Here is an 18,937-nt window from a genome sequence, read left to right on the forward strand (position 1 = left end):
TATATAAAGAAATTGTCGGACCTTGCGCGAAATCTCAAAAAGTATTACTCTGTTAAGTAGAGACTTTTTACGATAAGCAGCGGAGGGAAGTGCGGGCATGAGTGTAGAGAAGCTTTATATTTTTGATTTGGATGGCACGTTATATGAAGGAACGGATCATTTTGATTATTATGCAAAAAGACTGGCACTGGATGTAAAAGAGGACAATCTCGAATCTTTCTGGCGTGATTATGAGAAATCCAAAAACGCTGACCACATCCTTGCGATTGGTAAAGCTTATGACGTGGCAGAGGATGCTGTTCTGACGGTTGATCCAATGACGCTTCGTGTCGTTGAAGCACACAATTGGGACGGATCGGCCTGGACTTCTGAAAAGGTTGAGCAGGTGTACGATCGGGACATTGAATTTGATTTCGAGAAAATTGTGGCCATTGGGGACGGCTGGTGGCTCCCGTTTGCCTGTGCAAAGCACTATGGCGTAGAAAACTGCTATAAACGCTATGTGGAAACGAAAGAATACATGGTAACCGATGAATTTCAGCTCGATCCGATTCCAGGCCTTCGCGACTTTCTTCTCCGCCTTAAAGATCAGACGGAAATCGTGCTCATGACCAACAGTGATGCGGATGACGTGGGCCGTCTGTTTAAAGAGCTTGATCTTGAAGGTGTATTCCCGAAAGTGATTACATCAGCGAAAAAACCGAGCCTGACAGATCACTATTTTAATGAACTGAAAAACGAGTATAATGTGGCACCGTCTGACGTAGTTTCGGTTGGTGATAACTTTATCAACGAAATAGCACCTGCCCTTCTTCAGGAAATGAAAGCCGTATACATTTCCGCACACGGAAACCCGGTAGATCACAACAACCTTGTTCAAGTGAACCGGATTACTGACTGGGTGGAAAACTTTAAATTTTAACCGTTTAAATGAGACCGTCCTCTGCAAAAGCTGCAGAAGGCGGTTTTTCTGAAGGGTGTGTTTTTACAGATTGTTGCTATAGACTACTTTATTATGGTGCGAAACGCGGTAACTACATTGGGATTAGCAAAGAGCTTAACATCATGAGTTAGCTGCGGTCTGCTTCGACACAGTCAGCTGCGGAGGATAAGTAATCACAAATTTTCCCTACCAATGTGCGCTGCAAAAAACTCCCCGCACACATTGGCAGGGAGTTTTTCAGTCTTGTTTATTTCAATGCGGCAGAGACAGTATGGTAGTCGTAGTTGAGGTCGCGTGCGACTGCTTCATAGGTTACATACCCGCCAGCAGTGTTTACACCGCTCTCAAGAGCTGGGTTATCAGCGATCGCTTTATGAATGCCTTTGTTGGCAATCTGCACAGCATAAGGTACAGTCACATTTGTAAGTGCGATCGTGGACGTACGCGGTACGGCACCAGGCATGTTTGCTACTGCATAGTGAAGAACGCCGTGCTTGGTGTACGTAGGCTCATCGTGAGTGGTAATCCGGTCGATGGTTTCGAAAATACCACCCTGATCGATGGCTACATCTACAATTACCGACCCGGGCAGCATGTCCTTGATCATATCTTCTGTCACGAGTCGAGGTGCTTTGGCTCCTTTAATGAGAACAGCTCCAATGACGAGGTCTGATTCTTTCACGGCGTTGGCAAGTGTAACCGGATTGCTCATGAGAGTATTAATTTCTGTTCCGAAAATATCATCAAGCTGGCGGAGACGCTCAGGACTGAGATCGATGATCGTTACGTCTGCTCCGAGCCCCATGGCAATTTTCGCTGCATTTGTACCAACCACACCGCCGCCAATGACGGTTACTTTTCCGCGTTTTACACCGGGAACACCAGATAACAGAACGCCGCTTCCGCCTTTTGGTTTTTCAAGGAACTGCGCGCCAATCTGTGCTGCCATCCGGCCGGCCACTTCACTCATAGGAGTAAGAAGCGGGAGGGCACCGTTTACTTCCACTGTTTCATAAGCAACTGCGGTTACTTTATTTTCGGTGAGTGCTCTCGCAAGTTCAGGCACTGCAGCCAGGTGGAGATATGTAAAGAGGATTAATCCTTCCCGAAAATACCCGTACTCTGATTCGAGTGGTTCTTTTACTTTCATCACCATATCAGCCCGTCCCCAGATATCGGCAGGATCGTGCAGAATGGTTGCGCCGGCTTCAGCATAGTCAGCGCTTGTGAAACCGCTTCCAATTCCTGCGTCATGTTCGACTAAAATGTCGTGCCCTTCCTGTTTAAGAATAAGGACTCCGGCAGGCGTCAGCGCAACGCGGTTTTCATTGTTTTTAATTTCACGTGGTACCCCGATCTTCATGATAAAACCTCCTTATGTATTCCCAGTCTGACTGGTTGTGCTTACCAACTTCAATTTTAACGAAACTGTCACATGAGTACCACTCTTTTTTTCAGGCAAAAAAAAGAAAAAAGATTCCGTCTTTTGCCATGGCTCTGTTAAAGTCTGTTGTTAATTTCCTCTCACCGCGCTCCCTTTCCGCGGGCACCGCTTCAGCCTCCTCGTGAAAAACAAACGTGCTTCTTCCTCTGCAAGGTAAGCTTCGAAGCGTCTGCGTCGAAGCAACTCGAAGCATATTCGTGAAGAAACCGCTCGTTCCTGCGGGGTCTTCACGAATATGCTGTTCCCGCAGGAGTGTCGCGCGCTCGCTTCAATAAACAACAACAGAAAAATATCAACATTATGCTTTAACAGAGCCTTTGCAATAGTAAAGGACTGCTGTAGGAAGCAGCCCTTCTTTATTATGACGGTTCTTTAATTATTTTACTCGGATAGGCCGGTTTGATTTTATCTTCAAGGTATTCGCTGTACCTTCCCGAACTCTGAAAGGCGACATAGTCTTCTTTTCTCATTTCATAATAAATGATGTAGCTGCCGTCCTGGAATTTTACATGAAAGTGTTTGTTAATTTCATCGTATGCGACAGATTTGATTTTTTCTTCGTGAATCTCAGTAAATTCCATTTCCATAGTCTGTCCACTCCCTTTTTTTATGAATGGCAAATTCCTCTATGTAAACAGTTTACCCTGGATTTCGAAAAGAAAACGGACACAAAAAATCAGAAAGTTCAGAAATATATAGGGACTGAGTAAACGATGTTAGACCTATTGCTTCTTGACTTGACTGAACTTTACAATAATATAAATAGATAAGGGAGCGACGAATGGTTACCTTTATGTGGGCACTTGGGTAACCTGGAGCTTGTAGTGCAACCGACCTTCTGCTGTTTATTAAGGTTGGTTTTTTGATGCAATTTTCCGGAAGGAGTCCTACATATGTTTCGTACCTTTGAGGATCCGAACAAACAGAATTTTGCTTATTTTATTGAACGGCTTAATCAGACGCTGGATGAGCAGACCCTTTTTCTGCTTACAGACGTGACCCATGCTGTGCTGTTTGCAAGCCCCTCCTTTTACAGGTATACCGGTTTTCATGCCCATCAGATTGAGGGGAGCGACTACCGGCCGTTTGAGATGGGGGGAAGTCTTAACAGGGAAACGGAGCTTGAACGGAGTGCCTGTCTCCTTTCTGCAGAAGGAATTATGAAGCAGTTTACGTGTACGCGTATTCCAATGATTAAAGATTATTCAGATGAGGATGAATACAGCTTTCTTGTCTATACACCTGCAGAACCCGAAGGAGAATACATATCTCCAAATCCGTCCTGGATGGACAGGGATATGAAGCTGCCAAATGAGAAAGCCTTTCGATACGTTACGGAAAATAACCGCTCTAATAAAAGCGGTGTTCTTTGTCTTACAATCGTAAATGACAGACAGGAACGGGAGTCGGGGTATAAGGAAAGGATTCGGTGCGTGGCAGATGAACTGAGAGGCCTTCAGAGTGGGATGGTGAGTGCCTACTACCCGGCAGATTCCATGTTCGCTTTGCTGTGTGAGGGTTCCCTTACCGGCGAGGAAAGAAAGGACCTGCAGTGGAAAGCTGAAAAAGCATGCAGGAGAAGCCGGCTTCAATTTCATGCTGCCTGGCAGCCGGCTCAGTTCAAAAGAGATACATTTGAAGAGTACATGAACCGTCTGTATGAATCGCGCCTTTATTCGGGAGCCGGGACTGGGGATAACGATCGCAAGCAACTGATTGAAAATCGTTTTGAAAAGGCGCTTGAGAGGGAAAGACTATCCCTTGTTTATCAGCCGCAGGTTAACCTTCATGACAGGTCGGTCTCAGGCGCTGAAGCTTTGCTGAGGTGGGAGGATGAGGTTCTCGGGGCGGTTTCTCCAAGAGAATTCATTCCTGTAGCCGAAGCAAGCCGGATGATTATCCCTGCAGGTTACTGGGTTTTGAAAGAAGCGTGCAGGCAGGCAGCAGTATGGAGGGAAAGCGGCCTTCACATCCGGATGAGTGTAAATCTGTCTCCGGTTCAGTGTGAAGATGAAGATTTTGCTTCGAAAGTGAAAAAGATTGTTGCGCAAAGCGGCATCGCTCCGGACATGCTGACTCTTGAAATTACGGAAAATCAGCTCCTTTATCATCTTCCGGAAGCACGGGTCATGCTGAGGGAACTGAAGGCTTACGGAATCAACATCTCAATAGATGATTTTGGAACCGGCTATTCCTCCTTCAGCTATCTGAAGCATTTTCCGGTTGATACTGTGAAGATAGATCAGTCTTTCATTCGTGATATGGGCAGGAAAGAAGATAAAAGTGACGAGAAAATCGTGACCACCATTATTAATCTGGCAAGAAACATGAATATGAAAGTGGTGGCAGAAGGGGTGGAAAAAGGAGAAACCCTTGATTTCCTGTCGGAAAACCAGTGTGATGAGATTCAGGGATTCCTATATTGCCGGCCTTTATCATCGGAAGAAGTCATTCCTTTCCTTCAGGCAGATGCAGCAGGAAATCAGCTTTTCCTGGATAAATAGCGTTTGTGGATATTTTACAAAATCGTGAACCTCCTGTACGGATGCAGGACGATCGTTTATGATAGATCCATATGGTAAAATAGGAGCGATCGATCTTGAAAACGACAACGGAGAAAGCAGTCGAATATGCGATGTTCGCAGCATGGGCCATAGCTGTCACAGCGACGATGGGATCCCTGTATTTTTCGGAAATCAGAATGTTTATCCCGTGTGAGCTGTGCTGGGTGCAGAGAATCTTTATGTATCCGCTGGCCGTTACCCTCGCCATTGCTACAGTGAAAAAAGATGCCCGTCAGGCGGTATACACACTGCCGATCAGTGTTATTGGCGCCCTTTTCTCGCTATATCATTATCTTATTCAGAAGGTTCCTGCGCTGTCTGAGGCATCGGATGTCTGTGGGATCATTCCGTGCAATCATCAGTATATAAATTATGCCGGCTTTATCACGATTCCGTTTCTTGCCTTTACCGCGTTTTCAATGATCTCCATCCTCATGATTTATGTGATCATGAAAACGAAGGAGTGACATCATGAAGAAAATAATCATATTCGGGCTTGTGCTTGCCGTTATTTTTGCCGCACTGGCTTTTGTAACTTCCCAGCAGAACCAGCAGCAGTCTGAAGGGAACCCGTACGGGAAAGACCGGCTTAAGCCGGAAACGATTGATACACTGGATGATCCACTGTATGAAAACATCATTCTTCCGGATGAAGTGGATGTGAAAAAAGATGCTGGCGAGGATTTCACCGTTTATTTCTTCAGCCCTGCCTGTCAGATCTGTAATGAGGTGACACCATTCCTCGTACCGGCTGCGGAGGATGAAGGGGTAGATCTTCATATGCTGAATCTTCTTGAATACGAACCTGATGTATGGGATAACCACGAGATTACAGGTACACCGACCGTTGTTCATTACGAAAACGGTGAAGAGGAAGCCCGAATTGAAGGCGGAGCAGATGAAGAAACGTACCGTCAATTCTTTAATGAAGTCGTTCTGGAAGATAATTAACAGCTATTCGCATGCTGCAGCTTTTGCAGAGTATATCAGACCAGTTAAAACCAAAGAGGTGATCCGGACATTGAACCGGACCACCTTTTTTTACTGTTTTACGGTTTCAGCTGTTTGCTTTTCGTAATCGGGGTGCAATGGTTCATCTGCAGATTCTGCGGGAAGAATGATTGTAAACACAGTACCGTTACCGGGCTCGCTTTTCACATCGATCTGCCCTCCCCAGGAACGAATGATTGTAAAGGAAACCATCAGTCCAAGGCCTGTCCCTTTGTCCTTTGTTGTGTAATAGGCCCTTCCAAGCTGCCGGACTTGCTCGTTTGTCATGCCCGTCCCCGTGTCGGTTATGCCGATCCGTACAGTACTCCCTGCAAGAGCGGCTGTAAGAAAAAGTTTACCTCCGTCCGGCATCGCTTCGATTCCGTTCTTGCACAGATTCAGGAGTACCTGCATGAACTCTTTTTCTTCTCCCCGGATTTTAAGGCCTGAGGGAACGTCGAGAAAGACGGATACATTATTCATCAGCGCATATGCCTGGATGGTATGCCGGACCTCATCGAGAGCATGAGAGACACTGATGGTTTTAAAAGAGGGGTCTTTTGGCTTTGCAAGGTTCAGGTAATCACTTATAATATGCTGGGCACGGTCAATTTCGGATATGGTGAGCTGCAGGTATTTCTTTTCCGAATTGGTAAGACTGCTGCTTGATTGCATCAGCTGGACAAAGCCTCTGGCCACCGTCATTGGATTCCGTACTTCATGGGCGACGGATGCGGCAAGCTCACTGACAGTCCGAAGCTGCTCACTTTTTCGAAGATCCTCCTTCATGCGCTGGTTTGTAATCATTCTTTCAATGGTATAAATCAGCAGGAGCGAAACAATCGCATACAGAAGGAAAAACTGAGACATGTATGTCAGCATGTCGAGTCTGTTATCTGTGAATCGAGAAAAGGAAAAAACAGCGGAAAGGGAACAAATGACTGCCAGAAGTGCAAGGTAGCAGGCTGCTTTTTTGCGAAGATTGAACGATTGGTAATGACGGGATAATAGGTAAAATCCTGCAAAACTAAGTGCGCTGAAAAAAAGATAAAACCCTGGATCGCTTGCGCCGATCAGGATCAGTCTGTAGCCGGCCTGGACGAGAAACAGGACAAGTGCAAGCACCCAGCTTCCGTACAGCAGAGCGAAAATAACAGCCAGGTAGCGGAAGTCGAACTGGAATCCGCTGATCTCCACGGGGAACATCATGGATAAAAGCATCGACGCAGCACAGAGGGCAAAAAAGATCAGGAAGTACAGGCTGCGGCGTCGCTCATGGGTGTAACGGGACCAGAACGTATAATAAAGAAAAACAGGTGTGATAATGTAAAAGAGGTTATGTATAAGGTCTCTGAAAAGGGTCATACGGATACCCCCCATTCCTATATGTTTCCTTTATTGTAAAGTTTAGTTCCCGGCAAGACAATGAAAATCATAATAAAATCAGTAAATAAACGTGAGAGGTGATTGTCATGGTAAAATACTTATTAATTGGAACAGGTTCTCTTGTCGTATTGTGGGCAGCAGCACTGCTGGTAAACTTTCCTATTTATCAGGAAACGACGGTTCAGGGAACAATTATTCATCCAATCGTGGATGGCATCTTATTCTTTGGTCTGATTTTCGGCTTTATCTGGCTGCTTGCATCAGTTATTAAAGACCGTAAACGAATCAACTTGATTCTCAGCGGAACCGGCGTTGTAACGTTAGTCCTCATCTTTGTCTTTTTTGCCATGAGGTAATCGGTAATGGTTGGTTAAAGGTTTATTACTCTTTATTCATAATAATTAAAAGGAAGCCCTGTCATCATTTGATGTACGGGCTTTTTGTTTTGAACAAATGTATAAAGATGAAATTTATTGTTGATTTATTCACTTTATCGCGATATAGTACGGTGTGTGCATAATCATAATAATCAACCAATAAATAAACCATAACAACCATTTGGATTGATTATTCTGAAAATTTAAGGAGTTAAGAAGCTGATTCAAACTCCTGAAAAGAGCCGAATCAGCAGAAGGAAGGGGTGTTTTCGGAAAATTTCTACTTTTGGCATCATCCTTGCATTGAATAAAGAGTGAATATGAAATTTAGAGGGGGAACAAACGTGAAAATATGGAAAAAGCATTTAGTACTTCCAGCGATGGCATCCATTCTTGTGCTTTCTGCGTGTGGAGATGGATCGGATGAACCGGCTGACAGTGGTGAAGACACAGGGCAAAACGGAGAAACCGAACAGCAGGATGAGGCAGAGGATGAAGGAGAAGAGGAAGCCGCTCAGACTGAAACAGGCGGAGATTTGAGAGTTGGCATCGAAGCGGAACCGACATCGATGGATCCGCATAATACAACAGACGGAAACTCAGCCACCATTCAAAGCACCATGATGGAAGGACTCCTGCGTTTCGATGAAAACATGGAAATCGTACCTGTTCTGGCAGAGGATTATGAATTCAGTGATGATGCAACGGAGATTACCTTTACTCTCCGTGAAGGTGTCACGTTCCACGATGGAACCGAATTTAACGCCGAAACGGTAAAGGAAAATCTCGATTTTGTCCGTGACACAGATAATGGGCTTGCCCGGTCTTCTTTCTTTTCATTTATCGAGGACGTAACTGTTGATGACGATTATCAAGTTACGATTGTATCAGACGAGCCAAATTCAGCTATGGCTTCTTATATGGCTCATTCATCCGCAGCGATGAAATCCGTCGAAGAAATCAGCAAAAAGCTTGAAGATGAGGACTACAACCTTGACCGTGAGGGTGCAGTCGGAACCGGCCCGTTCCAGTTTGTGGAATGGCGTGATAGTGAACACGTAGTGGTCGAAAAGTTTGATGACTACTGGAATGCGGATGAAGAAGCGCGGGTGGACAGCATAACATTCCTTCCTGTTCAGGAAGCGAGCACCCGGGTGAATATGCTTCGGACGGGGGAAGTGGACGTAATTACACCAATACCGACATTGAACGCAGCGGAACTTGAGAACGAGGAAGACCTTGATCTCTATACCGGATCGAGTACGGACGTGTATTATGTTGGAATGAACTTTGAGAACGACAATTATGACGACATTAATGTGCGTAAAGCCATGAACCACGCAATTGATAAGGATGGTCTGATCGCCCAGGTGCTGGATGGATACGGCCAGGTTGCCGATTCTGCAATCGCCCCGCCGGTTTACGGTTATGCAGGGCAGTCCGTTTATGAGTATGATCTGGACTACGCCCGTGAACTGATGGCGGAAGCAGGGCTCGAAGACGGCTTTGAGGCTACGATCTGGACGCGGAACAGCACAGAGTTTGTAAGTGTTGCCGAATACGTGGAAATTCAGCTGGCAGAAATTAATATTGATGTCTCCGTTGAAGCTTACGAGTCCGGTACTCTGTTTGACATGCTTGATGCAGGGGAAGACACGGATCTCTGGATTGGCCGCTGGTCACCTGGAACAGGAGAAGCGGACTACGGTCTGCGACCAAACTTTGCTTCCGACCGGGTCCCGCCGAACTTTAACAACTCCGGGTTTTATATTAACGAAGAGCTTGACGCCATGTTTGATGACGCCCTTTCCACTCCTGATGAGGACGAAGCGATGGCTGTATATGCTGATATTCAGGAAATGATCTATGACGATGCGCCATGGGTGTTCCTGCATATTCCTGACGCACTTATTGCAAAAGGAACAAACATTCATGGTATTTATGTCCTTCCTTCAGGCGCGGTGAACCTGAACCTGGCTGAAATTCACTAGATTTTCAGGGCTTTGAAACTTTGAAACGGAAGGGGCCTCAGATAAGGGGGGCCCCGACCTGTTTACTGGATTTCGCTCCCTTTACGCGGGCACCACTGCAGCCTCCTCGGGAAAACCAACCTGCGGAGTCTTCCGTTGGTGCTGATCCCGCAGGAGTGTCGCGCATTCGCTCAAATCAACTATTCTTTAAGAATTAAACGGTATTCAGGACCATTCAATTCAGCAGGAAAGAAGGTGATGGCGTGCTTCATTTTGTACTTAGACGATTGATCGGGATGGTACCCATCCTGTTTATTATTACGATTATTTCGTTTTTATTTGTTCATCTTACACCCGGCGATCCGATCCGGATTATGTACGGAGCGGAGATTGACCAGGAGACGTATCAGACGCTTTATGAACGCGAAGGATTTAACGATCCGCTTCCTGTTCAGTACGGCCGTTATATGGTAGATATGCTCGTTCACGGGGACTTTGGCCAGTCTTACCGGACACGGGCTGATGTATCAGAGGAAGTGGTCCGGCGATTCGGTTATACAGCAATACTGACCGTACTGAGCATGTTCTGGGCCATTTTGATTGGCGTGACAGTAGGTATTGTGTCGGCAACGAAACGGAATTCGATCTGGGACCGCATCGGGATGATTTCCACTATTTCGGCACTCAGTATTCCGGAATTCTGGTTCGGTCTTATGCTTATGCAGATTTTCGCGGTCCAGCTTGGCTGGTTCCCGACCAGTGGAAGCGGGACATGGATTCATCTGCTTCTCCCTTCGATAACCCTCGGGTTCGGGGTTGCGGCAACGATTGTGCGCTTCACCCGCTCCAGTGTCCTTGAAGTCATGAGGGAGGATTACGTAAGAACCGCTCGGGCGAAAGGACAGAAGGAACGCGTGGTCATCTGGAGTCACGTGTTAAGAAACGCCCTGATTCCGGTCGTGACCATGGCTGGTCTTCAGTTCGGCTTTCTGATCGGTGGTGCTGTAGTCGTTGAGCAGGTATTTGCCTGGCCGGGACTCGGCTCCTACCTCATTGATTCCATATTATCGCGGGATTATCCGGTTATTCAGGCTTTAATCCTCTTATTTTCACTTCAGTTCTTAATAATTAATCTCATCGTGGACATCAGCTACGGATTCCTGAATCCGCAGATCCGCTATGATTGACGGAAAGGAGATCGACGAATGAAGCAGAATGAAGCGAAGCCTTATTCTCCTTTCAGGGCGTTTTTATCGAAGTTTCTCAAGCAGAAGCTGGCTGTCGTTGCTTTTTTCATCGTAGTAGCGATCATGTTTGTCGGGGTGTTCGGCTCTTTTATGGCGCCATACGACCCGCATAGACCGGTGACGTCACAGTATCCGGAAAAAGGAATCGATATGGACCAGCTGACAAATACGAGTGTCATCCTTGAAGGGGTGATGAGTGACGGGACAACCGTGGAAGGCAGCGAACTTACCCAGATTCAGGCCGAAGCTGACAACCGGCGTGTGGCTTCTGTCAGACAGGGCCAGCGCGGTGTGAACGTGAATGCCAATACATCAGGGTTCACGAATGCCACAGTGGAAACCGGTGATGTCGGTGGTGTATTTCAGGTCGTCGTGGAGGGTGAATCTCTCCTTGAAGGAAAGGAGCCGGTTGTTTCCAGGCTCGTTCCTGTGCAGCCGGATGGCGTGCTGAATGAAGGAGAAGAATTTCAGATTGATGTGATGGCCGTTTTGACAGACGGCTCGGAAATGACAGACCGGGGTGAGATCCATGAGCTTGCACTCCGTTTATACGAAACAGAGGAAGAAGAAGATACAGGCGGCTTCAATGCCCCTGCCAGTGATTCGGAAGCGGTCGAAGGTCTTCACTTTGCAACTTTGAATGAAGATGTAGCAGTGGTGGACGAGAACGGCGTTGTTACAGTAACCGGTGAAGGAGAAGGGGCTGTACTCGTGCAGACCGGACCGGTAAAATCGGTCGTCCACATTCAGGCCGGGGAAGCCGCTGAACCGGTTCTTGCCTACCTGAATATGAGTGAATCGAGTGTGGAGTTGACGGACATTTACAAGCATCAGCCTCCGTCGTCCATGCATCTGTTCGGAACCGATCACCAGAACCGGGACATTTTAAGCCGCGTGATTCACGGAACACAGGACACTCTTTTAATCGGCTTTGTATCCGTGGCAATTGGAGCCTTTGCCGGTACGCTTCTTGGACTTCTTGCAGGATTTTACGGCCGCTGGGTTGACAGTATCGTAACCCGGATGACAGATGTACTGCTGGCGTTTCCGGGAATTCTGCTGGCAATTGCCGTTATCGCCTTTCTCGGTGCCGGAATTACCAACATCATTATGGCGGTAGCTGTCTTTACGGTACCGGTCTTTATCCGGATCGTCCGGGGTTCCGCTCTCGCATTAAAAGAAATGACATACGTCGAAGCTTCCCGCTCGATCGGAGTTAAGGATCCGGTGATCATTTTCAGACACATTTTCCCAGGAACGCTTTCGGTCGTACTCGTGTATCTGACCATGCGGATCGGCGTGGCGATTCTGATCGGGGCGGCACTGAGCTTCCTCGGACTCGGCGGCGATATTACAGCACCGGAGTGGGGTTCCATGCTGAGCGCGGCAAAGGACAACAGTGGAACGGTGTTTCACGCCACGTTCTTTCCGGGACTGGCGATTGTGATTACCGTACTCAGCTTTAACATATTCGGAGACGGGCTGCGGGACGCACTCGATCCTAAGCTGAAAGAATAGGTGATATGACATGACGAACGTTCTTGATATAAATAATTTGGAAGTCAGCTTTAAAAGTGATGGGAAAGAAGTGAAGGTCGTGAATGGCATCTCCTTTTCCATCGGTGCAGGAGAAACAGTAGGCGTGGTGGGCGAGTCGGGCTGCGGGAAAAGTGTGACATCCCTTTCCATTATGCGTCTGATTCCATCACCTCCCGGTAGGATATCGGGCGGGGAAATTCTCTATAAAGGAGAGAACCTGCTCGATAAAAAGGAACGGGAAATGAGAAAAATCCGGGGCAATGAAATTTCAATGATTTTTCAGGAACCGATGACCTCCCTGAATCCCGTGTTTACAATTGGGAAGCAGATTAACGAAGTGCTTCTGCTTCATAAAAATATGAATCAGTCCCAGGCGAGGAAAAAATCGATTGAAATGCTGGAACTTGTAGGTATTCCCCGGGCAGAACAGATTTACGACAGCCATCCGTTTGAGCTTTCAGGGGGTATGCGCCAGCGTGTGATGATCGCGATCGGCCTTGCCTGTGAACCGCAGCTATTGATTGCCGATGAGCCAACAACAGCGCTGGACGTGACCATTCAGGCCCAGATCCTCGACCTGATGCGGGGACTCAAGGATAAAACCAATACAGCCATCATGTTTATTACCCACGATCTTGGCGTGGTGGCAGAAATGTGTGACCGGGTTGTGGTGATGTACTCCGGAGAAATTGTTGAACAGGCCGATGTAGACACCTTGTTCAACGATCCGAAACATCCTTACACGGTCGGACTTCTCGGCTCCCTTCCGAAAGTGGAGGAAAAGCAGGACCGCCTGTTTTCGATCCCCGGTCAGGTACCACCGCCGGGATCTGTGGAACAAGGCTGCCGTTTTGCCGGCAGATGCCAGCACGTGATGCCGCACTGTACCGAAGAGGACCCGCCTCTTCTGAAAATGAAGGATGGGCACAGCGCAAGATGCTGGCTTTACGCTGAAGAGCACAGAGGAAAGGAGGTCGACATCCATGACAAAGCCACTGCTGGACGTAAAAGATCTTAAAATCCATTTTCCCCAGCGAAAAGGGGTTATAAAAAAAAGAACCACCTACGTAAAAGCGGTCGACGGCATTTCATTTACCCTGAATGAAGGCGAAACACTCGGGCTCGTAGGGGAATCCGGCTGCGGGAAATCCACGACCGGAAGGGGAATCACCAGGCTTGTTCCGGTAACGGACGGGGAAGTGCGTTATGAAGGGACTGACATTGCCTCCCTCTCAAAAAGCGAACTCCGCGAGCACCGCAAAAACATGCAGATGGTCTTTCAGGATCCGTATGCTTCTTTAAACCCCCGGCTGACAGTGGAGGATATTCTTGCAGAACCGCTTAAAGCCCACGGGGTAAAAGGGAAGGCAGAACGGCGGAAACAGATTGAAAAGATGATGGATGTAGTGGGACTGAACAGGAAGTTCATTTCACGGTACGCCCATGAATTTTCAGGCGGCCAGCGTCAGCGGATCGGCATTGCCCGGGCGCTGATCCTCAACCCGAAGCTGATTATTGCCGATGAGCCAGTGGCGGCGCTCGATGTGTCCATTCAGGCTCAGATCCTTAATCTGCTGAAAGACCTTCAGGAGGAATTCGGCCTCACCTATCTGTTTATCTCCCATGACCTGAGTGTTGTGCGCCACCTGTGCAACCGCGTGGCGGTGATGTACCTTGGAAGAATGGCGGAAGTGGGAAATACGGATAAAATTTTCGAGAATCCCCTTCACCCTTATACGCAGACACTTCTCTCAGCGATCCCCGTCTCAAATCCGCGCCATGAAAAGGAACGGATTATTTTGCAGGGCGATGTGCCGTCTCCGGTTGATCCCCCAAAAGGATGTGCCTTCGTAGGAAGATGTCCGAAAGCGCACGACCGCTGCCATTCGGATCGGCCAAAGTTGCAGAAAATGGGTGAAGATCATTACGTGGCCTGTCATTTATATGATTAAGGATCTGAGGTGTTAATAATGAGTGGTGTTCGGCAGAGTGTACTTGATCAGTGGCAGTCAGATCGTGTGCGGGGGCTGTATGAGGTATTTGAAGGAGAAGGAATCCGGCTGGTGCGATCAGGTGCCGGTGAGGTAAATAAACCGCTCCATCGGCTCATCCGTCCCTTTGAGGCACTCCCGCTCATCGCGACCGGAGCAGCGGAGCAGTTTCTCCTTACAGATCGTGAATTGGCCGCCTGCTGCGGACTTCCGCTCCGTCCTCAAGTGAGGGAACACAGTCTCCAAAGTGCTCTGTTTCGTTTTGGCATCGACCCTGATGCTTTTAACAAGTGGTCCAATTCTCTTTGCACTCAAGAGCCGTACCATCTCACTTCAGAGAAAGCCGCTCTGGCGGCCAGAGCAGGTCTCGCTGTTTTTCTGCACAAAGAATGGAGCGAAGCGGAAAAGCCTGATCATCCGGCTTCAAAAATGATTCAAACAGGCTTGGCATTCTGGGATCAGAATGATCCCAGCTCCTCTCTGCTTCAAATATCGGGAATGTACCGTTCGCTGAGTCACCCGGATAGTCTGCTTTCCTTCCCCTGGAGAAGAGGATTGGTGAGGCTGGCTGCAGTGATGGAGACTTTCTGTACGTCCCGCCTGGAAAACGGATGGCGTCTGTTTGCGGATGAGGAAAACGGAAGCGTTGCTCTTTGGAATCCTTTTAAAAAAGCAGGTGGTGCCCTGTCAGGAGATATTAAGAAAGAGGATTTTGAAGCGCTCTGCGGGAGTAGGACCAATGCTTTTGACCAGGCGGCAGAATGTTATAATTAGAAACTGCATGCAGAAAACACAGTCGTGTACTATCACAGAAAGCTGGTGAAATGATGCTCAAACTTATTCGAAATGCCGACGTTTTCGCTCCGGATCCTCTTGGGGTAAAAGATGTTCTGATAGCAGATGGAAGGATTGCGGCTGTAAAAGATCACATTTTCCCGGAAAATTTCAGTTCCGGGGAAATTGAGGTAATCAACGGTACTGGTTTGAAACTGATGCCGGGGCTGATCGACTCCCATGTACATATAACAGGTGGTGGAGGAGAAGGCAGCTTTAAAACACGTACGCCTGAACTGATGCTTTCTGATTGTGTAGCCGGAGGCATTACGACAGTTGTAGGGGTTATTGGAACAGACGGAACAACGAGAACAATGACCAACCTTGTGGCTAAAGCAAAGGGGCTTAAGGAAGAGGGCCTGTCCTGCTTCTGTCAGAGCGGCTCCTATCAGGTCCCGGTAAAAACGCTTACAGGTTCTCTTGAGCAGGATATCATTCTGATTGAGGAAATTATTGGTGCCGGTGAAATTGCAATTTCGGATCACCGTTCTTCACAGCCAACGAAGGAGGAACTTGCGAGAATTGCAAGTGAGGCAAGAGTCGGAGGGATCCTATCGGGCAAAGCAGGAGTAGTGAATGTTCATCTCGGGGACAGTCCGGATCGCCTGAAACTTATTGAAGAGGTGGTCGAAACAACGGATATCCCAATCACGCAGTTTGTTCCGACGCATATAAACCGGAACGAGGAACTGCTGGAGGCGGGAATTGCCTTTGCGATAAAAGGCGGCTATGTTGATTTTACAACAAGCACGACAAAAGAAATTCTTGCAGGAGACGAAACAAAGTGCAGCCGGGGCTTAAAGCGAATGCTGGCTGAAGGGGTCCCTGAAAACCGGATCACATTCACGAGCGACGGCCAGGGGAGCCTGCCGGAATTTGATAAGGCCGGGAACCTGAAAGGTCTGCGGATCGGACGTGTAACAAGTCTGTATAAGGAAGTGAAAGATGCGGTGCTGGAAGAAGGTGTGCCGTTTGAAACTGCCATTAAAGTGGCAACTTCCAACGTAGCAGAGGCTTATAAATTCAGACAAAAAGGAACTGTTGCTGCAGAAATGGATGCGGATCTTCTACTCGTAGATGCAGAAAATCTGGAGATTGACAGTGTCATTGCCGGAGGGAAATGGATGATGAAAAATAAAGAAATTGTGACGAAGGGGACATTCGAATAGTGTTTTTAAGATGAGGCTGGGACAAAAGTAAAATGTATAGAAGAAACCCGAACAAAAAGCTCATTAGCGGTGTATATTTCAGCAGCAATTAATCTGCACCGCTTGCTGATTGTCCGGATTTTCTTCTGTAAAAATACTACTGTCCCAGCCTCTTCTTTTCCATGTGAAGAATGAGCGGCATTGGTCACCCCTTTAAACCCGCTGTTGTCCAATAAAGAACCAGCTGTGTGCTATAATACAGGCAGAAGGAGTGTTTGGCTGTGGCAGATAAAAACATGGTTCTTCTGGCAGGCTCGGAGGAAACGAGACGTACACTCGTTGACCAGTTGTCGGAGTTTATTGGAACATTTGTGAATATTGAGAGTTTTGCGGTCGATGAAGGGATTGAACGTATTATTTCTGACCGCCTTGTTTTGCTGTCCTCCTATTTAATAGAGGAGGAAGTCAAACCGTTTATCGGCGAGAACTGCCAGATTATCATAGCGAAGCGGATCGTCAATTTTCAAAACATTGATCAGCTTTTTACTGTTCCTGTTGGGACTGAAGCACTTTATGTGAACGATTTTCCCGAAACGGTGAATGAGGCGATTGCTTCATTGAAATCCCTTGGCGTGGATCATATGAAGCTGTATCCGTATTTCCCGGGTAAAAAAATGGTAAAAGAAGCAGACCTCGCGATTACGCCAGGCGAAGTTAACCTTGTTCCGGACAGTGTGAAAACGGTCATGAACATCGGGCCCCGGCTTTTGGACATCACAACGATCATCACTGTTCTTGGCCGTCTCGGTCTGCTGGAAGAAAAGCAGGAGGAAGTCTCCACACGCTATATTCGGACAATCATTCAGCTGAGCCGGCGGCTGGCAGTAGCCACAAGTGAAGCAAATCAGGTAAGCGAGCATTTAAAAAAGGTAGTAGACGGCGTGCATGACGGTATTCTTGCAATTGACCGTAAGGGAACGATCACGGTATTTAACGGCATTCTCGAAAAACTGCTCGGTTTTCACAGTTCAAGGGTTATGGGTAAAAATATTCGTAATGTCCTTGGAAATCATCATCTGTGTGACTTCATCCTTAATAAAGAAGAAGGAGAAGCAGACGAGTATTTTACGGTTGATTATGCCGATGTGATGGTGCACCGGTTTACAATCGATTCTGACGGTACAACTGTGGCCACCTTTAAAAATGCCGTTGAAACGATCGAAATGGAACGAAAGCTCCGGAGGGAGCTCGTTAAGCGGGGGCACTACGGCAAATATACGTTTGACGATATTATTGGTGAGAACAAACAACTCACTGAAACAAAAACGATCGCCAAAAAACTGGCTAAAACACAGCTTACCATCCTGATACACGGCGAAAGCGGTACGGGAAAGGAGCTGTTCGCAAGCTCAATCCATCATGCATCTTCTCGTCATAAAGGACCTTTCCTAGCTGTGAATTTCAGCGCACTGCCTGAGGACCTTGTGGAGAGTGAGCTGTTCGGCTATGAAGAAGGGGCCTTTACCGGTGCAAAAAAAGGCGGAAGAAAAGGGTTGTTTGAGCAGGCGAACGGCGGGACGCTGTTTCTTGATGAAATCGGGGATATCAGTCTGAAGGTTCAGGCCCGGCTGCTTCGGGTTCTTCAGGAAAAAGAACTGCTCCGGATCGGAGGAAGCAAGATTATACCGATTGATGTCCGGGTGGTGGCTGCCACGAACCGGAACCTCCTTGAACTAATTGAAAAAGGAGAGTTTCGTGAGGATTTGTATCACCGTCTTAAAGTTCTGTTTCTTCATCTGCCGGAACTGCGAAACAGATTAGATGACATTGAATCTCTGATCCGGTACTTTATGCACCAGTCGGGACGGATGGATGTGAGACTGGAACCTGAAGTGCTTCAGCAGCTCAAACGCTATCAGTGGTACGGAAATATCAGGGAGCTGAAAAACACAATTGATTATATGCTTGCCGTCTGTGACGATCAGGTTATCAGAATCAAGGATATTCCCAACGAAAGCTTTTTCCAGTCCAAGCGGCATGGCCTTGCGAGTGATCCGGTACAGACAGCCGCTACCGCGGCAACAGTGACCACCATCCAGGAAAAAGAGCTGATCAGCGTCCTTTCCATTATCGACAGCCTTGAAAAAGAAGGGCAGTCCATCAGCCGGATGAAAGTAGCTGAAAAATCCAAGGAGACGGATGCGCCTCTTTCTGAACAGCAGGTACGCTACCGAATGGACCTTCTTGAGGAACGTGGGCATATCGAGAAAACCCGTGGCCGACTCGGATCACGCACAACAGAAAAAGGCCGCGGCTTCCTCGCCACCATCCATTGTTAAGCGGCAGTGTTAAGTGGGGGCGGTTCCTGCACGACATGTCACGCAGGAACCGTGCCACAAACAGGTATGCACCATGCTGTTCATAACAGAATGGTGCTTTTTGGTGTGCTCATAATGCGATGTCACAAATTGTTCACAAAGACCTCAGACCATTCTTGTTGACGT

At 47.6% G+C, this 18,937-nt stretch carries 16 protein-coding genes and 1 riboswitch; of the genes, 13 read left to right on the plus strand and 3 right to left on the minus strand.

Annotated features, from left to right (window positions below; translation table 11 throughout):
• Nucleotides 1-97: 97 nt before the first annotated feature.
• The gene (locus tag CR205_RS01840; protein ID WP_110516374.1) at nt 98-922 is read left to right on the plus strand and encodes an HAD family hydrolase; all 825 of its coding nucleotides are present in this window, start codon (nt 98-100) and stop codon (nt 920-922) included.
• A gap of 268 nt (nt 923-1,190) precedes the next feature.
• On the opposite strand, the gene ald is transcribed toward CR205_RS01840, so the two are convergent.
• Nucleotides 1,191-2,306 (minus strand): alanine dehydrogenase, encoded by a 1,116-nt coding sequence (gene ald / locus CR205_RS01845; RefSeq protein WP_110516376.1) that lies wholly within the window; start codon nt 2,304-2,306, stop codon nt 1,191-1,193.
• 440 nt (nt 2,307-2,746) lie between these two features.
• Entirely contained in the window at nt 2,747-2,974 is a 228-nt protein-coding gene (locus CR205_RS01850; RefSeq protein ID WP_110516378.1) for a KTSC domain-containing protein, read from the minus strand.
• Between the two features lie 174 nt (nt 2,975-3,148).
• A riboswitch (cyclic di-GMP riboswitch) is annotated at nt 3,149-3,232 on the plus strand.
• 48 nt (nt 3,233-3,280) lie between these two features.
• On the opposite strand from CR205_RS01850, the gene CR205_RS01855 reads away from it, so the two are divergent.
• From CR205_RS01855 to CR205_RS01865, 3 genes are all read left to right on the plus strand, one after another.
• A complete protein-coding gene (locus CR205_RS01855) occupies nt 3,281-4,891 on the plus strand; it encodes a putative bifunctional diguanylate cyclase/phosphodiesterase (protein ID WP_110516380.1) in 1,611 nt (536 codons plus the stop codon).
• A gap of 95 nt (nt 4,892-4,986) precedes the next feature.
• On the plus strand, nt 4,987-5,418 hold the full coding sequence (locus CR205_RS01860) for a disulfide oxidoreductase (RefSeq protein ID WP_268877392.1): 432 nt from the start codon (nt 4,987-4,989) through the stop codon (nt 5,416-5,418).
• A 4-nt stretch (nt 5,419-5,422) separates the two neighbouring features.
• A complete protein-coding gene (locus CR205_RS01865; RefSeq protein WP_110516382.1) occupies nt 5,423-5,902 on the plus strand; it encodes a thioredoxin family protein in 480 nt (159 codons plus the stop codon).
• A gap of 90 nt (nt 5,903-5,992) precedes the next feature.
• On the opposite strand, the gene CR205_RS01870 is transcribed toward CR205_RS01865, so the two are convergent.
• On the minus strand, nt 5,993-7,306 hold the full coding sequence (locus tag CR205_RS01870) for an ATP-binding protein (protein ID WP_161524635.1): 1,314 nt from the start codon (nt 7,304-7,306) through the stop codon (nt 5,993-5,995).
• Between the two features lie 107 nt (nt 7,307-7,413).
• Here CR205_RS01870 and CR205_RS01875 point away from each other — a divergent pair, with 107 nt between their 5' ends.
• The 9 genes from CR205_RS01875 (at nt 7,414) to CR205_RS01915 (ending at nt 18,772) form a co-directional block, all read left to right on the plus strand.
• Nucleotides 7,414-7,683: a hypothetical protein gene (locus tag CR205_RS01875; RefSeq protein WP_110516387.1), complete on the plus strand. Its 270-nt coding sequence runs from the start codon at nt 7,414-7,416 to the stop codon at nt 7,681-7,683.
• A 365-nt stretch (nt 7,684-8,048) separates the two neighbouring features.
• Nucleotides 8,049-9,695, plus strand: coding sequence for a glutathione ABC transporter substrate-binding protein (locus tag CR205_RS01880; protein ID WP_236634677.1), 1,647 nt, complete (start codon nt 8,049-8,051; stop codon nt 9,693-9,695).
• Between the two features lie 242 nt (nt 9,696-9,937).
• Nucleotides 9,938-10,861 (plus strand): nickel ABC transporter permease, encoded by a 924-nt coding sequence (gene nikB / locus CR205_RS01885; RefSeq protein WP_110516389.1) that lies wholly within the window; start codon nt 9,938-9,940, stop codon nt 10,859-10,861.
• Between the two features lie 18 nt (nt 10,862-10,879).
• A complete protein-coding gene (locus CR205_RS01890; RefSeq protein ID WP_110516391.1) occupies nt 10,880-12,439 on the plus strand; it encodes an ABC transporter permease in 1,560 nt (519 codons plus the stop codon).
• A gap of 10 nt (nt 12,440-12,449) precedes the next feature.
• Nucleotides 12,450-13,478: an ABC transporter ATP-binding protein gene (locus CR205_RS01895; RefSeq protein ID WP_110516393.1), complete on the plus strand. Its 1,029-nt coding sequence runs from the start codon at nt 12,450-12,452 to the stop codon at nt 13,476-13,478.
• The gene (locus CR205_RS01900; RefSeq protein ID WP_110516395.1) at nt 13,444-14,412 is read left to right on the plus strand and encodes an ABC transporter ATP-binding protein; all 969 of its coding nucleotides are present in this window, start codon (nt 13,444-13,446) and stop codon (nt 14,410-14,412) included. The genes CR205_RS01895 and CR205_RS01900 overlap by 35 nt, the downstream gene beginning before the upstream one ends.
• A gap of 18 nt (nt 14,413-14,430) precedes the next feature.
• Nucleotides 14,431-15,225, plus strand: coding sequence for a hypothetical protein (locus CR205_RS01905; RefSeq protein ID WP_110516397.1), 795 nt, complete (start codon nt 14,431-14,433; stop codon nt 15,223-15,225).
• Nucleotides 15,226-15,278: 53 nt separating this feature from the next.
• On the plus strand, nt 15,279-16,454 hold the full coding sequence (iadA, locus tag CR205_RS01910; RefSeq protein ID WP_110516399.1) for a beta-aspartyl-peptidase: 1,176 nt from the start codon (nt 15,279-15,281) through the stop codon (nt 16,452-16,454).
• 275 nt (nt 16,455-16,729) lie between these two features.
• Nucleotides 16,730-18,772: a sigma 54-interacting transcriptional regulator gene (locus CR205_RS01915; protein ID WP_110519620.1), complete on the plus strand. Its 2,043-nt coding sequence runs from the start codon at nt 16,730-16,732 to the stop codon at nt 18,770-18,772.
• Nucleotides 18,773-18,937 lie beyond the last annotated feature (165 nt).

This window comes from Alteribacter lacisalsi, from assembly GCF_003226345.1.
GTDB lineage: Bacteria > Bacillota > Bacilli > Bacillales > Salisediminibacteriaceae > Alteribacter > Alteribacter lacisalsi.

What these genes read in the sequence shown, in the direction of transcription:
- CR205_RS01855 (WP_110516380.1), top strand. Translation starts at nt 3,281, where the DNA reads ATGTTTCGTACCTTTGAGGATCCGAACAAACAGAATTTTGCTTATTTT.
- CR205_RS01865 (WP_110516382.1), top strand. Translation starts at nt 5,423, where the DNA reads ATGAAGAAAATAATCATATTCGGGCTTGTGCTTGCCGTTATTTTTGCC.
- CR205_RS01905 (WP_110516397.1), top strand. Translation starts at nt 14,431, where the DNA reads ATGAGTGGTGTTCGGCAGAGTGTACTTGATCAGTGGCAGTCAGATCGT.
- CR205_RS01895 (WP_110516393.1), top strand. Translation starts at nt 12,450, where the DNA reads ATGACGAACGTTCTTGATATAAATAATTTGGAAGTCAGCTTTAAAAGT.
- CR205_RS01850 (WP_110516378.1), bottom strand. Translation starts at nt 2,974, where the DNA reads ATGGAAATGGAATTTACTGAGATTCACGAAGAAAAAATCAAATCTGTC.
- CR205_RS01915 (WP_110519620.1), top strand. Translation starts at nt 16,730, where the DNA reads ATGGTTCTTCTGGCAGGCTCGGAGGAAACGAGACGTACACTCGTTGAC.
- CR205_RS01890 (WP_110516391.1), top strand. Translation starts at nt 10,880, where the DNA reads ATGAAGCAGAATGAAGCGAAGCCTTATTCTCCTTTCAGGGCGTTTTTA.
- CR205_RS01900 (WP_110516395.1), top strand. Translation starts at nt 13,444, where the DNA reads ATGACAAAGCCACTGCTGGACGTAAAAGATCTTAAAATCCATTTTCCC.
- CR205_RS01840 (WP_110516374.1), top strand. Translation starts at nt 98, where the DNA reads ATGAGTGTAGAGAAGCTTTATATTTTTGATTTGGATGGCACGTTATAT.
- CR205_RS01870 (WP_161524635.1), bottom strand. Translation starts at nt 7,306, where the DNA reads ATGACCCTTTTCAGAGACCTTATACATAACCTCTTTTACATTATCACA.
- iadA (WP_110516399.1), top strand. Translation starts at nt 15,279, where the DNA reads ATGCTCAAACTTATTCGAAATGCCGACGTTTTCGCTCCGGATCCTCTT.
- ald (WP_110516376.1), bottom strand. Translation starts at nt 2,306, where the DNA reads ATGAAGATCGGGGTACCACGTGAAATTAAAAACAATGAAAACCGCGTT.
- CR205_RS01875 (WP_110516387.1), top strand. Translation starts at nt 7,414, where the DNA reads ATGGTAAAATACTTATTAATTGGAACAGGTTCTCTTGTCGTATTGTGG.